General features: G+C 72.0%; 16 protein-coding genes. 4 read left to right on the forward strand and 12 right to left on the reverse strand.

Annotation, left to right across the window (positions count from 1 at the left end; translation table 11 throughout):
• Positions 1 to 20: 20 nt before the first annotated feature.
• Positions 21 to 251, reverse strand: coding sequence for a hypothetical protein (locus tag VHA72_RS13490; RefSeq protein WP_325576053.1), 231 nt, complete (start codon positions 249 to 251; stop codon positions 21 to 23).
• Between VHA72_RS13490 and VHA72_RS13495 the strand changes: the two genes are divergently transcribed.
• Positions 250 to 999, forward strand: a complete 750-nt coding sequence (locus VHA72_RS13495; RefSeq protein WP_325576055.1) for an alkaline phosphatase family protein — start codon at positions 250 to 252, stop codon at positions 997 to 999. The two genes, VHA72_RS13490 and VHA72_RS13495, sit on opposite strands and share 2 nt — an antisense overlap.
• Before the next feature lie 6 nt (positions 1,000 to 1,005).
• Here VHA72_RS13495 and dapF read toward each other — a convergent pair whose 3' ends face one another.
• A complete protein-coding gene (gene dapF, locus VHA72_RS13500; protein ID WP_325576057.1) occupies positions 1,006 to 1,830 on the reverse strand; it encodes a diaminopimelate epimerase in 825 nt (274 codons plus the stop codon).
• Positions 1,827 to 2,780, reverse strand: coding sequence for a tRNA (adenosine(37)-N6)-dimethylallyltransferase MiaA (gene miaA / locus VHA72_RS13505; protein WP_325576059.1), 954 nt, complete (start codon positions 2,778 to 2,780; stop codon positions 1,827 to 1,829). Before miaA ends, dapF begins: the two co-directional genes overlap by 4 nt.
• A gap of 64 nt (positions 2,781 to 2,844) precedes the next feature.
• Here miaA and VHA72_RS13510 point away from each other — a divergent pair, with 64 nt between their 5' ends.
• Together VHA72_RS13510 and VHA72_RS13515 are read left to right on the forward strand one after the other, a co-directional pair.
• Positions 2,845 to 3,027, forward strand: a complete 183-nt coding sequence (locus VHA72_RS13510; RefSeq protein ID WP_325576061.1) for an antitoxin — start codon at positions 2,845 to 2,847, stop codon at positions 3,025 to 3,027.
• A 30-nt stretch (positions 3,028 to 3,057) separates the two neighbouring features.
• Positions 3,058 to 3,519, forward strand: a complete 462-nt coding sequence (locus VHA72_RS13515) for an NUDIX domain-containing protein (protein ID WP_325576063.1) — start codon at positions 3,058 to 3,060, stop codon at positions 3,517 to 3,519.
• A gap of 4 nt (positions 3,520 to 3,523) precedes the next feature.
• On the opposite strand, the gene VHA72_RS13520 is transcribed toward VHA72_RS13515, so the two are convergent.
• The 5 genes from VHA72_RS13520 to VHA72_RS13540 all read right to left on the reverse strand — a co-directional run bounded on the left by VHA72_RS13520 (position 3,524) and on the right by VHA72_RS13540 (position 7,993).
• Entirely contained in the window at positions 3,524 to 4,759 is a 1,236-nt protein-coding gene (locus tag VHA72_RS13520; protein WP_325576065.1) for a multidrug effflux MFS transporter, read from the reverse strand.
• 199 nt (positions 4,760 to 4,958) lie between these two features.
• The gene (gene miaB, locus VHA72_RS13525) at positions 4,959 to 6,431 is read right to left on the reverse strand and encodes a tRNA (N6-isopentenyl adenosine(37)-C2)-methylthiotransferase MiaB (RefSeq protein ID WP_325576068.1); all 1,473 of its coding nucleotides are present in this window, start codon (positions 6,429 to 6,431) and stop codon (positions 4,959 to 4,961) included.
• A gap of 41 nt (positions 6,432 to 6,472) precedes the next feature.
• On the reverse strand, positions 6,473 to 6,937 hold the full coding sequence (locus VHA72_RS13530) for a hotdog fold domain-containing protein (protein ID WP_325576070.1): 465 nt from the start codon (positions 6,935 to 6,937) through the stop codon (positions 6,473 to 6,475).
• A 28-nt stretch (positions 6,938 to 6,965) separates the two neighbouring features.
• Complete coding sequence (locus VHA72_RS13535) at positions 6,966 to 7,229, reverse strand: metal-sensitive transcriptional regulator (RefSeq protein ID WP_325576071.1); 264 nt, start codon at positions 7,227 to 7,229, stop codon at positions 6,966 to 6,968.
• A 2-nt stretch (positions 7,230 to 7,231) separates the two neighbouring features.
• The gene (locus tag VHA72_RS13540) at positions 7,232 to 7,993 is read right to left on the reverse strand and encodes a trans-aconitate 2-methyltransferase (protein ID WP_325576073.1); all 762 of its coding nucleotides are present in this window, start codon (positions 7,991 to 7,993) and stop codon (positions 7,232 to 7,234) included.
• Positions 7,994 to 8,046: 53 nt separating this feature from the next.
• On the opposite strand from VHA72_RS13540, the gene VHA72_RS13545 reads away from it, so the two are divergent.
• Entirely contained in the window at positions 8,047 to 8,532 is a 486-nt protein-coding gene (locus tag VHA72_RS13545) for a MarR family winged helix-turn-helix transcriptional regulator (RefSeq protein WP_325576075.1), read from the forward strand.
• 58 nt (positions 8,533 to 8,590) lie between these two features.
• Here the strand turns inward: VHA72_RS13545 and VHA72_RS13550 are convergent, their stop codons facing one another.
• The 4 genes from VHA72_RS13550 to VHA72_RS13565 all read right to left on the reverse strand — a co-directional run bounded on the left by VHA72_RS13550 (position 8,591) and on the right by VHA72_RS13565 (position 13,465).
• The gene (locus VHA72_RS13550) at positions 8,591 to 10,432 is read right to left on the reverse strand and encodes an ABC-F family ATP-binding cassette domain-containing protein (protein WP_325576077.1); all 1,842 of its coding nucleotides are present in this window, start codon (positions 10,430 to 10,432) and stop codon (positions 8,591 to 8,593) included.
• A 47-nt stretch (positions 10,433 to 10,479) separates the two neighbouring features.
• On the reverse strand, positions 10,480 to 11,379 hold the full coding sequence (locus tag VHA72_RS13555; RefSeq protein WP_325576079.1) for a 4-(cytidine 5'-diphospho)-2-C-methyl-D-erythritol kinase: 900 nt from the start codon (positions 11,377 to 11,379) through the stop codon (positions 10,480 to 10,482).
• On the reverse strand, positions 11,376 to 12,221 hold the full coding sequence (rsmA, locus tag VHA72_RS13560) for a 16S rRNA (adenine(1518)-N(6)/adenine(1519)-N(6))-dimethyltransferase RsmA (protein WP_325576081.1): 846 nt from the start codon (positions 12,219 to 12,221) through the stop codon (positions 11,376 to 11,378). Before rsmA ends, VHA72_RS13555 begins: the two co-directional genes overlap by 4 nt.
• A 113-nt stretch (positions 12,222 to 12,334) precedes the next feature.
• Entirely contained in the window at positions 12,335 to 13,465 is a 1,131-nt protein-coding gene (locus tag VHA72_RS13565) for a resuscitation-promoting factor (protein WP_325576083.1), read from the reverse strand.
• Positions 13,466 to 13,547: the final 82 nt, after the last annotated feature.

The following is a 13,547-nucleotide window of genomic DNA, read 5'->3' on the forward strand; positions in this document are numbered from 1 at the left end:
GGACTCTAGCGCCCGGCCACCTATCGTCGATCCATGCGTCGAAGCCTGGTCTTGTTGTCGTCGTCGACCGTGCTGGCCGCCGTGCTGACCGCATGCGGCGGCGCCTCGCGTCCCGCCGGGGCGACGCCCTCACCGCCGGCGGCCACGGCGGCCTCCACGACCCCGATGACCCCGATGACCCCGATGACCCCGGGGAGCACGGCGACCGCACGTGCCGCCGGGCCGCGGGTGACGAAGGCGATCGTCTTCATGGTCGAGAACCACTCTCTCGCCGAGATGCGCGCCGGCATGCCGCGCACCTATGCCTTCGCCACCCAGCACGCCTACGCCACCGACTACACCGCCATCCGCCACCCGTCCCTGCCGAACTACATCGCGATCGCGGCCGGGTCGACGCTCGGGATCACCGACGACGCCGACCCCACGGTCCACCGACTGCGCGGCAACACCGTCTTCCGCCAGGCCCACCGGCACGGCCGCACGGCGAAGGTGTACGCCGACGCCATGCCCGGTCACTGCGCCCTGACCAACCACGGCGAGTACGCCGTCCGACACAACCCGTGGGCCTACTTCGTCACGGACCGGGCCGCCTGCCGCAAGCACGACGTACCCGCCACCCGACTGGCCCACGACGCCGCTGCGGGCACGCTGCCGAACGTCGGGTTCGTCATCCCCGACGTCGTCCACGACGCCCACGACGGCACGCTGGCCCAGGCCGACGACTGGATCTCGGCCCGCATCGCCGCCCTCACCTCCGGACCCGACTGGACGTCCGGCCGGCTGGCGATCGTGGTGACCGCCGACGAGGACGACGGCCGCCACGGCAACAGGGTGCTGACAGTGGTGGCCACCCATGACCAGCGACCACGGGTGGTCTCCTCACCGCTGAGTCACTACTCGCTGACCGGCTTCCTCGACGACGTCGTCGGCGCCAAGCACCTGCGTCGTGCCCGCACCGCCCCGTCGCTGGCGCGGGCGTTCGGCCTCAGGGTCGACTGATCGGCCTCACAGGTCGGTCTCGCCACGGGCGACCAGGACCGCCGGCCCGCTCAGCAGGACGCCCGTGTCGGTCCACGTCACCGTCAGCCGACCACCGGGCACGTCCACCGTGTACGCCGCCGGCCGAGTCGCACCGTCGGCCAGCATCGCGGCCACCCCCACCGCACCGGCGCCGGTGCCACAGGAGCGGGTCTCCCCCACTCCGCGCTCGTGCACCCGCATCGCGACGTGCCGCGGCCCCACCGACACCACGAACTCGACGTTCACCCCGGTCGGGTAGACCGCGGCGTCGTACTCCGGCTGCTCCAGCAGGCTGCCCGGCTGCTCCAGGGTCTCCACGAAGACGACCGCATGGGGGTTGCCCATGCTCAGGTGCCGCGCCGGCCAGGTGTGGCCGCCCGCGGCGACCTTGGTCTCGCCGTGGATCTCGGCCGGGCCGAGGTCGACGGTCCAGTCGGCACCGTCGAAGGTAAGGGTCTTGTCGCCGGCCCGGGTCGCGATCGTGATCGAGTCACCGGCCAGCCCCTGCTCGCGCAGGTACGCCGCGAACACCCGGGTGCCGTTGCCGCACATCTCCGCGATGGAGCCGTCCGCGTTGCGGTAGTCCATGAACCACTCGCCCGCCACCCCCGTCGGCGCGCCGGGCCAGTCGGCCGGGTAGCTCGCCGTGCGGACGACGCGCAGCACGCCGTCGGCGCCGAGGCCGGCCCGCCGGTCGCACAACGCGCGAACGCGCTCGGCGGCGAGCGGACCGTGCACCGATCCGTCCGGGTCGGGCAGCACCACGAAGTCGTTCTCGGTGCCGTGGCCCTTGACGAATGGATAGCTCACGGCACCAGCCTACGGACCGCTGCCACCGCCTTCTCGACCCGCTCGGGGTCGTCGTGGCGCACCCACACCACCCGCGGGTCCTTGCGAAACCACGCGTCCTGGCGCCGGGCGAACCGGCGGGTCTTGGCCACGGTCTTGAGCTTGGCCTCGGCCAGGGTCAGGTCGCCGGCGAGGTACGCCGCCACCTCCTGGTAGCCGATCGCCGCCGCGGCGGTCCTGCTCCGCAGCAGTCCGCGACCGATCAGACCCTCCACCTCGGCCACCAGGCCGGCCTCGAACATCTGCTCCACCCGCTGCTCGATCCGGGCGTCGAGCGTCTCGCGGTCGATGTCGACGCCGATCTGGACGGTGTGCGGGTCGACGTACTGCTGCACCGGCAGGCGGGCCCTGAACGGCCTGCCAGTCAGCTCGACGACCTCCAGGGCACGCACGATGCGGCGGCCGTTCTCCGGCTCGATCCGCTCCGCCGCCACCGGGTCGACGCCGGCCAGCCGCCGGTGCAGGGCCGCGGCCCCGAACGAGTCCAGGTCGCGCTCGAGCCGGGCGCGCAGCGCGGGATCGGTCCCGGGGAACTCGAACCGGTCGACCAGCGCCCGGGTGTAGAGCGCGCTGCCACCGACCAGGATCGGCACCGTGCCCGCGGCGCGGAGCCGGGCGATCACGTCGCGGGCCCAGCCCTGGTACTCGGCCACGGTGGCCGGCTCCGTCACGTCGAGCACGTCGACGAGGTGGTGTGGGACGCCGCGCCACTCCCGCTCGGGCAGCTTGGCGGTGCCGATGTCCATGCCGCGGTAGAGCTGCATGGCGTCGGTGTTGACGATCTCGCCACCGAGCCGCTCGGCCAGGTCGAGGGAGAGCGCCGTCTTCCCGGCAGCCGTGGCGCCGACCACCGCCACCAGGGGAACAGCCGGAGAACTCTGGTCCGAGGGCGTGGAGGATAGCGCCGGCATGTGGCTAGTGTGTCAGCGAACGCGGCGCCACTCGGGGTGCCGCCCATCACGATGGGGGATGAACATGGGATTTCTCGATGACGCGGTGAACAAGGCCAAGGACGCCGTCTCCGACCACCCGGACCAGGTCTCCGACGCGCTGGACAAGGCGTCGGACTTCGCCGACGACAAGACCGGCGGCAAGTTCGGCGACCAGATCGACGCCGGCGTGGACAAGGCCAAGGACGCGCTCGGCATCGACGAGTGACGCACTGACCGAGCTACGTAGGCCGCCTGGATGACACTCGACCGCTTCGTCGTCGTCCCGGCGGCCTACGTGTTCCTGCTGCGCCCCGGCACCGCCGGCACCGAGGTGCTGCTGCAGCGGCGCGGCGACGTACCGTTCATGGCTGGCCACTGGGGCGCGGGCGCGGCCGGCCACGTCGAGCGCGGCGAGACCGCCTTCGACGCCGCCACCCGCGAGGCGGTCGAGGAGATCGGCGTCACCGATGTCGACCTCACCTTCCTGACGTCGATGCAGCGCACCGCGGGCGGTGAGCCGATCGACGAGCGCGTCGACTTCTTCTTCACCGCCCGCGCATGGTCGGGCGAGCCCCGGATCATGGAGTCGGCCAAGGCCACCGACCTCGGCTGGTTCCCGCTGAGCGCGCTCCCCGAGCCGACGGTGCCGCACGAGGCGATGGTGCTGGGCCTGCTGGCGCGGGACGCGGTGCCGCCGTACCTGACCTTCGGCTTCTGAGGGGTCAGGCCGGCGACTCGGCGACCACCGGCATCGCGAACGCGTGCTCGAGATGCCGGTGCCGTGCGACGTAGCGGCGTACGCCGACGAAGGCCGCCGCCGCGGCCAGGCTCAGGCACAGCATCGTGACCGCGAACGGCACGGCGGTGTCCTCGCCGGCGATGCCGCCCAACGGCGAGACCAGGCCGGCTCCGAGGAACATCAGGCCGCCGCCCAGCCCGCTGCCCGAGCCGGCGACGTCCCGGCTCTGCTGCACCGCGAGCGCGCCGCAGTTGCCGTTGACGAAGCCGAGCGAGGCCAGGGCGACGAAGAGCGGGACGAGCATCAGGGCGCGCGGCAGCGGAGAGAGGACGACGAGCAGCATCACCGCGATCGCCGCCACCGCGACGGGCAGCGCCCGCCCGGCCGTGCGCGCCGGATGCACCCGCCGCCGGGCCAGCCGGGAGGACGCGAAGCTGGCCGCGACCAGCCCGATGGCATTGAGCGCGAAGCAGAGCCCGTAGTCGGCGCTGGAGAGGCCGAGGTAGCGCTGGAAGACGAACGAGGAGGACGAGACGTAGGTCATCAGGGTGGCGAAGCCGAGCACCTGCGTGGCCGCGTGTCCGACGTACGCGGGGCGGCGCAGCAGCGTGCCGATGTGCCCATAGCGCACCCGCGGACTGCGGCGCTCGACCGGCAGCGACTCGCGGACGACCAGCATGATCACGACGATCTGCACCAGCGTGAAGCCGCAGATCACGCCGAGCACGCCGCGCCAGGGCACGTGCTCGGCGAGGAAGCCGCCCGCCACCGGAGCGCAGATCGGGGCCAGGCCGATGATGGTGCCCAGCAGCGTCAGCGTGCGCGCCAGCGCGAAGCCGTGCAGCCGATCGGCGACCGAAGCGCCTCCGGAGACGACCACCGCGGCGCCACACAGCGCCTGCACCAGTCGGGCCACGATGAGCACGTGCACGCTCGGCGCCAGCATCGCCACGACCGAGGCGACGAAGCTCAGCGCGGCGCCGGCGATCATCGGCCGAATCCGGCCGAGATGGTCGGTGACCGGGCCCCAGAGCACCTGTCCGAGGCCGATGCCGACCAGGAACGCGGTCAGCGTGAGCTGCACCATCGACGCGTCGGTGTGCAACGCGCGCGTCATCTGCGGGAACGACGCGAGATACAGGTCGGTGGAGACCGGCGCGGTGGCGCTCAGCAGCGCCAGGGTGACCAGCAGCCGACCGGGGAGGCGTTCCTCAGTCACAAGCGATCACGGGGAGTTCTTATCATCAAGGACCTCAGTGGTGCTTCTTCGGGTCACCCGGTGGACGGGCTCCCGCCCCGCCTGCCCGCCGGCCCCGTCTCCCAAAGTGTCACCGTGACACTTTGCGGCTGAAGTGACACTTCCGAAGTGTCACCCGCCACGCGAACTGTCACGGTGACAGTTTGGGCAGAGCGGGGCCTCAGCCGCAGGCGGGGGCGGCCGGGAGTGGGTCGGGCACCCCGACGGTCGGCAGCCCGAGGCCGACGACCTGCTTGGGGACGGCGGTCCGTGCCTCCCAGGCGTCCCCGGAGCGGGTACGCCGCACGCCGAGCACCCGGTCGGCCACCAGGTGGTGCGGGGCGGCGTAGGTGATCTCCGCCGTCACCATGTCGCCCGGGCGCACCGGCTCGACGCGGCCGGCCAGCGAGTCGGGCGCGAAGTGGACCAGCCGATTGTCGGGCGCCCGGCCCGACATGCGGTGCGTCTCGCCGTCCTTGCGACCCTCGCCCTCGGCGACCATCAACTCGACGGTGCGGCCGACCTGGGCCTTGTTCTCCTCCCAGGCGATCTCGTTGACCACGTCGACCAGCCGCCGGTAGCGCTCGCCGACGACCTCCGGCGAGATCTGGTCGGGCATGTCGGCGGCCGGCGTACCGGGGCGCTTGGAGTACTGGAAGGTGAACGCGCTGGCGAAGCGCGCCTCGCGCACCACGCGCAGCGTCTCCTCGAAGTCCTCCTCGGTCTCACCCGGGAATCCCACGATGATGTCGGTGGTGATCGCGGCGTGCGGGATCGCCGCGCGGACCCGCTCGATGATGCCCAGGTACTTCGAGGAGCGGTAGGAGCGGCGCATCGCCCGCAGGATCCGGTCGGAGCCGGACTGCAGCGGCATGTGCAGGGAGGGCATCACGTTGGGCGTCTGGGCCATCGCCTCGATCACGTCGTCGGTGAACTCCGCCGGGTGCGGGGAGGTGAAGCGCACTCGTTCCAGGCCCTCGATCGAGCCGCACGCACGCAACAGCTTGGAGAAGGCCTGCCGGTCGCCGAACTCCACGCCGTACGCGTTGACGTTCTGGCCGAGCAGGGTGATCTCCGCGACGCCCTCCGCCACGAGCGCCTCGATCTCGGCCAGGATCTCCCCCGGACGGCGGTCCTTCTCCTTGCCGCGCAGCGACGGCACGATGCAGAAGGTGCAAGTGTTGTTGCAGCCGACGCTGACCGACACCCAGGCGGCGTAGGGGCTCTCCCGGCGCGTCGGCAGCGTGGAGGGGAAGACCTCGAGCGACTCGAGGATCTCGACCTGCGCCTCCTCCGCCACCCGGGCGCGTTCCAGCAGCACCGGCAGCGAGCCGATGTTGTGGGTCCCGAAGACCACGTCCACCCAGGGCGCCTTCTCGGTGATAACCGAGCGGTCCTTCTGCGCCAGGCACCCGCCGACGGCGATCTGCATGCCGGGGTGCGCGTCCTTGACCGGGCGCAGGTGACCGAGGTTGCCGTAGAGCTTGTTGTCGGCGTTCTCCCGCACCGCGCAGGTGTTGAACACGACCACGTCGGCCTGCTCGCCGTCAGCCGCCTTCAGGTAGCCCGCGTCCTCCAGCAGCCCGGAGAGCCGCTCGGAGTCGTGGACGTTCATCTGGCACCCGTAGGTGCGGACCTCATACGTGCGAGCCATAACCCGGCAAGGGTACGGCGCGACCCCGCGCCGTACTCAATTCACTTCTTGGGAGTCACCCACAGCCTGATGACGCCCTCGATCACGACGGTGCCGTCGTCGCGCACGCCCTTCACTCGCACCGGCAGGTCGGGGTCGTCGCCGTCCCACTGCTCCTGGTCGGTCTCGGCGATGCAGGTGATGTCGCTGGTCGCCTTGGCGGTGTAGGCGACCTCCATGCCCTTGGGGATCCAGCGCTTGCCTGCCGGGATGGTGGTCTCGGCCAGGGCGCCCATCGCCATCTCCAGGCCGTTGCAGAGCGCGATCGCGTGCACGGTGCCGATGTGGTTGTGCACCCGGCGCCGGTTCGGAATCACCACCTCGGCGTGGTTGGGCCGCAGTTCGGTGACGCGCGGGTGGATCGTGCCGAAGTACGGCGCCTTCTGGCTGAAGGCGATCGAGAAGATCCGCTTGCCGACGACGGGGATGCTCGAGGTGCTGGTCCAAAGACGGTAGAGCTGCGACATGCCCACCATCTTACTGATGAGTAACTTGTTAGGCGAGCGAGAGGAACACCCGCTCCAGCTCCTCCAGCTCCGCGGGATCGGCGCCGCGCATGGTCCGGCTGCGCAGCTCGCCGGCGAGCAGCGCGAACGCCGCCTTGTCCAACGCCCGGGTGACCGCCTTGAGCTGGGAGACCACCTCGTCCAGGCTGCGGCCCTCCTCGATCATCCGCAGCACCCCGCCCAGCTGCCCCTGCGCGCGGCGGACGCGATTGACGACGACGGCACGCTGCTCCGGGTCGGCTGCCAGGTTCATGCTCAGCAGGTAACCGCGACCACCGCGAAGATGCGCCGGAACGGCAGGATCACGCGGCCCGCCCGGATGGGATAGGCCACCCGGAGTCGCTGCCGCAGCTCGGCCGCGAAGCGCTGCCACAGTTCGTCGGGCAGCGCCGCGCGGGTCGGCCGCAGGCTGGTGCCCGAGATCCAGTCGAAGACCGCGTCCTCGCCGGTCAGGACATGCAGGTACGTGGTCTCCCACACGTCGACCTCGCCGGCCGCGCTGAGCGCCTCCCAGTACGCCGTCGGCTCGTGGCTGCCGGGCCGGGCAGTGCCGGCCAGGTACTCGGCGTACGGCGGCTCGGCGGCCAGCTCCTCGCGCAGGGTGTGGCTGGGCTCGCCGAAGTTACCCGGCACCTGCATTGCGAACCAGCCGCCTGGCCGCACCGCCGCCACCAGCCGCGGCAACAGCGCCAGGTGATCGGGCACCCACTGCAGTGCGGCGTTGCTGACCACCACGTCGACCGGCTCCTCCGGCCGCCACTCGCGCACGTCTGCCAGCGTCGTCTCGATGCCGGCCGCACGCGCCCGCTCGGCCATCGCCGGACTGCTGTCCACGCCGCGCACCCGTGCCTTGGGCCAGCGCCGCTGCAGCAGCGCGGTCAGGTTGCCCGGCCCGCAGCCCAGGTCGACCACCTCGCGCGGGTGCTCCGCACCGACCCGGGCGAGCAGCTCCACGAAGGGCCGGCCGCGCTCGTCGGCGTAGCTGAGGTAGCGATCGGGGTCCCACTGGTCCGGCATGGCGTTCTCCTCGACTCTCTCGACGTCAAGAATCTTCGGCTAGCATCGCACTCATGAGGGACGAGGTCGACGACCTTTCCGAGGACTGGGCCCGGGAGCGGCCCGATCTCGACCTGTCCCCCGTCGCCGTCTTCTCCCGGCTCGGCCGGCTCTCCCGTCACCTCGACCTGGCCCGCCGGGACGCGTTCACCGCGCACGGGATCGAGTCGTGGGAGTTCGACGTGCTGGCTGCGCTGCGGCGGGCCGGCGCACCGTACGAGCTCTCGCCGGGCCGGCTGCTGCGCGAGACGCTGGTGACCAGCGGAACGATGACCAACCGGGTCGACCGGCTGGCCGCGCGCGGCTTCGTGGAGCGCTACCCCGACCCCGAGGACCGGCGCGGCGTACTGGTGCGGCTGACGCCGGAGGGCAAGGAGGCCGTGGACGGCGCGTTCGAGGCGCTGCTCGACGCCGAGGCCGGCTTCCTCGCCGATCTCTCCGAGGACGAGCAGCACCAGCTCGCCGGCCTCCTCCGCAGCCTGCTCGTCCGCTTCTCCTGACCCCCGTCGAGAGGTCACTTTCGGCCCGTCGAGAGGTCACTTTCGGCGGCTCGAATGGTCACTCGAGCAGCTCGGCGGCCTCCAGCCACTCCAGCTCGAGGTTGGCCTTCTCACCGGCGAGTACGTCGAGCTCCGCGCCCAGCTCCGCCAGCCGGGCATAGTCGCTGGCGCTCTCCAGGATGGCGGCGTTGAGCTCCGCCTCGCGCTCGGCGATCCGCTCCAGTCGCTTGTCGATCCGGGCCACGGTCTTCTTGGCCTCACGCTCCTCGGCGGACCCCGGCTTGGCCTTCGCCGAAACTGACTCCTCGACCGGCGGAACCTGACCTCTCGACCCGCCGGAAGTGACCTCTCGACCCGCCGGAAGTGACCTCTCGACGGGAAGGCGGCGTTCGAGGTACTCGTCCACGCCGCGCGGCAGCATCGAGATCTGCCCGTCGCCGAGCAGCGCCCAGACGGAGTCGGTGACCCGCTCGAGGAAGTAGCGGTCGTGCGAGACCACGATCAGGGTGCCGGGCCAGCCGTCGAGGAAGTCCTCCAGCACCGTCAGCGTCTCGATGTCGAGGTCGTTGGTCGGCTCGTCGAGGAGCAGCACGTTCGGCTCGGTGAGCAGCAGGCGAAGCAGCTGGAAGCGACGCCGCTCGCCGCCGGACAGGTCGCCGATCCGGGTGACCAGCTTGTCACCGGTGAAGCCGAACCGCTCCAGCATCGCCGTCGCGGACAGCTCCTGTCCCTCGAGCGTCTTGGTGACCCGCCGGATCGACTCGACGGTCGGCAGCACCCGCGCCTCGGGGTCGAGGTCGTCGAGCTGTTGGGTCAGGTGCTGCAGCGCGACGGTGCGGCCGTGCCTGACCCTGCCCGCGGCCGGCGGCAGGGAGCCGTCGAGCAGCGACAGCACCGAGGTCTTGCCGGCGCCGTTGACCCCGACGATGCCGATCCGGTCGCCCGGGCCGATCCGCCAGGTCGCGTGGTCCAGAAGCTGGCGGGAGCCGCGGAAGAGGTCGACGTCCTCCACGTCGATGACGTCCTTGCCCAGTCGCTGGGTGGCGAAGCGCTGCAGCTCGAGGCGGTCGCGCGGCGGCGGCACGTCCTCGATCAGCTGGTTGGCCGCCTCGATGCGGAACTTCGGCTTCGAGGTCCGCGCCGGGGCGCCGCGGCGCAGCCAGGCGAGCTCCTTGCGGACCAGGTTCTGGCGGCGGACCTCCGAGGCGGCGGCCTGGCGCTGCCGCTCGGCCTTGGCCAGCACGAACGCCGCATACCCACCCTCGTAGGCGTCCACCGCACCGTCATGGACCTCCCAGGTGTACTGGCAGACCGCGTCGAGGAACCAGCGGTCGTGGGTGACCACCACCAGCGCGGAGGGTCGCGCGGCGAGGTGGGCGGCCAGCCAGGCGACCGCCTCGACGTCGAGATGGTTGGTCGGCTCGTCCAGCACGATCAGGTCGTGCTCGCCCAGCAGCAGCCGGGCCAACGCGCACCGCCGGCGCTCCCCACCGGAGAGTCCGTCGACGACCCGGTCGAGGCCGATCCCGGCCAGCAGCACCTCGACGATCTCGCGAGTGCGGGCGTCGGCGGCCCACTCGTGGTCGGCGTCGGTCGCTCCGCTCCCCGCCTGCGTCGCATCGTCACGACCGCCCAGGACCGCCTCGCGCACCGTATGGGTGTCGACCAGCTGGTCGCCCTGGTGCAGGTAGCCGATCTCGACGCCGCGGGTGCGCGAGACCCGGCCGGAGTCGGGTTCCTCGATCCCGGTCATCACCTCCAGCAGCGTGGTCTTGCCGTCGCCGTTGCGGCCGACGATGCCGATCCGCTGGCCCGCGCCGATGCCGAGCGAGACATCGGTGAGCAGCGGGCGGACGCCGTACGACTTGGAGACGTGTTCGAGATTGAGGAGGTTGGCCATCGCGACTCCATTGTCCGTGACCCGTGGTCGAGTCACGAACCGGCGGCTCAGTACCGGATCGGATGGGCGCCGGCGACCGGCGCGGGCGCGGGCCAGCACCGGTCGTGGCCGCGCTCGACCATGCCGCCGGCCACCTCGCGGGCGTGGTCGCCGTTGCGGCACAGCAGCAGCACGGTCGGGCCCGAGCCGGAGAGCAGGGTGGCGAGCGCGCCGGCGGCCAGCCCGTCGGCGAAGGTACGGCGCAGGTCGGGGCGCAGGTCGAGTGCCGGCGCCTGCAGGTCGTTCCCGAGGCTGGCGGCGAGCAGTTCGACGTCGCCGGTGCGCAACGCCGTGACCAGAGCCGACGGGATCTCGGGCTCCTCGACCGCGCCGCCGAGCTGGTCGAAGTGCCGGTAGACGGCCGGCGTGGAGAGCCCCGCGGAGCTACCCACGACCACCCACCACCAGGCGCCACCATCGGCCAGCGGTGCCACGATCTCGCCGTGGCCGTGCCCGGTGGCCGACCCGCCGAGCAGCGCGAACGGCACGTCCGAGCCCAGCGAGCCGGCGATGGCGAGCAGGTCCTCGTCGGGCGTGTGCAGCGACCAGAGCCGGTCGAGCGCGACCAGGGTGGCGGCGGCGTCGGCGGAGCCTCCGGCCAGGCCGCCGGCGACGGGGATGCCCTTGTAGATCTCGATCCGGGCGGTACGCCGCAGCCCATGGTGGGCGGCCAGCGCCAGGCCGGCCCGAATGGCGATGTTGGACGAGTCGTGCGGTACCTCGGGCAGCGCGACGTGGTCGGCGCCCCGGACGCTCACCGTCCACTCGGGGGCGTCGGCCACGGTGACGTCGTCGTACAGGCCGACGGCCTGGTAGACGGTGGCGAGCGGGTGGAAGCCGTCGGGCCGAACGGCGCCGACCCCGAGGTGCAGGTTGATCTTCGCGGGGGCGCGGACGGTCAGAGTCACAGGTTCTCCGTGATCGCGATGAAGTCGTCGATGGTCAGCGCTTCGCCGCGCGCCAGCGGGTCGATGCCGGCCGCGACCAGGGCCGCCTCGGCCGCCTCCGCCGAGCCCGCGACCGAGCGCAGCGCCCCGCGCAGGGCCTTGCGGCGTTGGGCGAACGCGGCATCGACGACGGCGAAGACGCGTTCCCGGCTGACCGCGGTGGCCGGCGGCTCGCGGCGGGTCCAGGCGACCAGGCCGCTGTCGACGTTGGGCGCGGGCCAGAAGACGTTGCGGCCGATCGCGCCGGTCCGCCTGACGTCGGCGAACCAGGCCGCCTTCACGCTCGGGATGCCGTAGACCTTGGAGCCGGGGCGCGCGGCCAGCCGGTCGGCGACCTCGGACTGCACCATCACCAGACCCTTCTCCAGCGAGGGCAGCAGCGCCAGCAGGTGCAGCAGGACGGGTACCGAGACGTTGTAGGGCAGGTTGGCCACCAGCGCGGTCGGCGCCGGCCCGGGCAGCTCGGTCACCCGTAGGGCGTCCTGGTGCACCAGCGCGAACCGATCCGCGCACTCCGGCGCGAACTCGGCGATCGTCGCCGGCAGCCGCCCGGCCAGCACCTCGTCGATCTCGACGGCCGTCACCCGGGCGCCGGTCTCGAGCAGGGCCAGTGTCAGCGAGCCGAGCCCGGGTCCGACCTCGACGACCACGTCCTCGGCGCCCACGCCCGACTCGCGGACGATGCGGCGCACCGTGTTGGGGTCGATGACGAAGTTCTGGCCGCGCTGCTTGGTCGGCCGCACGTCGATCTCCGCCGCCAGCGCCCTGACCTCGGCGGGACCGAGGAGGCGGACTGCTGGCATGGGCGACAGGCTAGCGGCCGCGGCATGTAACACGCTGTTCGCCCAACTGGACGGTCGACGCGTCGACCGTCCAGTGACGTCAACAGCGTGTTACATGTCTGCCGGCGCCAGCCTCAGAGGCCCCGCCCGCAGACCGGCCAGGCGCCGTACCCGCCGGAGGCGTCGCGGACCTTGGTCGCGATCGCGATCTGGGTGGCCCGGGACGCGTTGGAGGGCAGCCCGGTGCCGCCGTAGGCGCGCCAGGTGCCGAGGCTGAACTGCAGCCCGCCGTAGTAGCCGTTGCCGGTGTTGGCGGCCCAGTTGCCGCCCGACTCGCACTGCGCGATCTTGTCCCACACCGTGCTGCCGCCGGCGTAGTTGGCCGCCGGTGCCTTGGTGCCGACCGTGACGACCTCGGGCGTCGGCGCGGTGGTGACGTCCTGGCTGGCGACGACCTTCTTGACCAGGTCGCCGTTGCGGTAGACCAGCCGGTAGGTGACGTCGCGGAGGCCGTCGACGCCGGGTGTCTCGACCTTGCGCGTCCCGGTCGGCAACGAGGCGTCCTTGTGCTCGACGGTCGGGAAGGGCACCTTCTCGCCGCTCACGGTCTTGGTCCGGGTGGTGAAGTCGACGAACGTGATGGTGTCGCCGTCGTGGAGCGGGGCATCGAGTGCCGGGCGTACGACGTCGCGCCCGTGCGGCTGCACGCCGATCCGGGCCAGCGCGTCGCCGACGGTGTCGGCGGCGATCTCCTGCTGCTGGGGCGCCGCGCCGGCGAGCCGGACGGTGACCATCTTCGGGGTGATCACGTCCAGGGCGAGCCCGGCACGACCGATCGAGGCGTCACGGCTGGTGGAGAGCGCGGCCGCGCTGTAGTTGCGACCCAGCTCGGCCAGTGCCTGCGACACGGTGGTGCCGGTGACCCAGTAGGTCTGCTCCTGGCCGTCGACGGCGAGGTGCAGCGGGCGACCGTAGCGGATCGTGATCGCGCTGCCGTCGGAGATCTTCTCGGTCAGCCCGGGCGCGACCACGTCGTGCGGACCGACGTGCAGGTGCTGGGACTTCAAGACGCCGGCCACGGTCGAGGCCATCGTGTCCACCTTGCTGGTGTGACCGTCGACGGTGAGCGTCACGTCGTGGTCGAGGGCGGCGTACCCGGCGGTGGTGCCGGCCACCGCGAGGGCGCCGACGGCGCCCAGGACGATGAGGGTCAAGCGGTTGTTGAAACGGGTGTTGAGGCGCTGCGCGAGCGTGCGGAACTGCACGATTCTCCGATGTTCGAGCTCCCCGGGCCTCGGTGCCGGCGTTCACGCACCCCCGAGCAGGAGCCCCCCGAACGCTGGCTGG

Origin of the sequence: Nocardioides sp. (genome assembly GCF_035547795.1) — a bacterium.
Lineage (GTDB): Bacteria > Actinomycetota > Actinomycetes > Propionibacteriales > Nocardioidaceae > Nocardioides.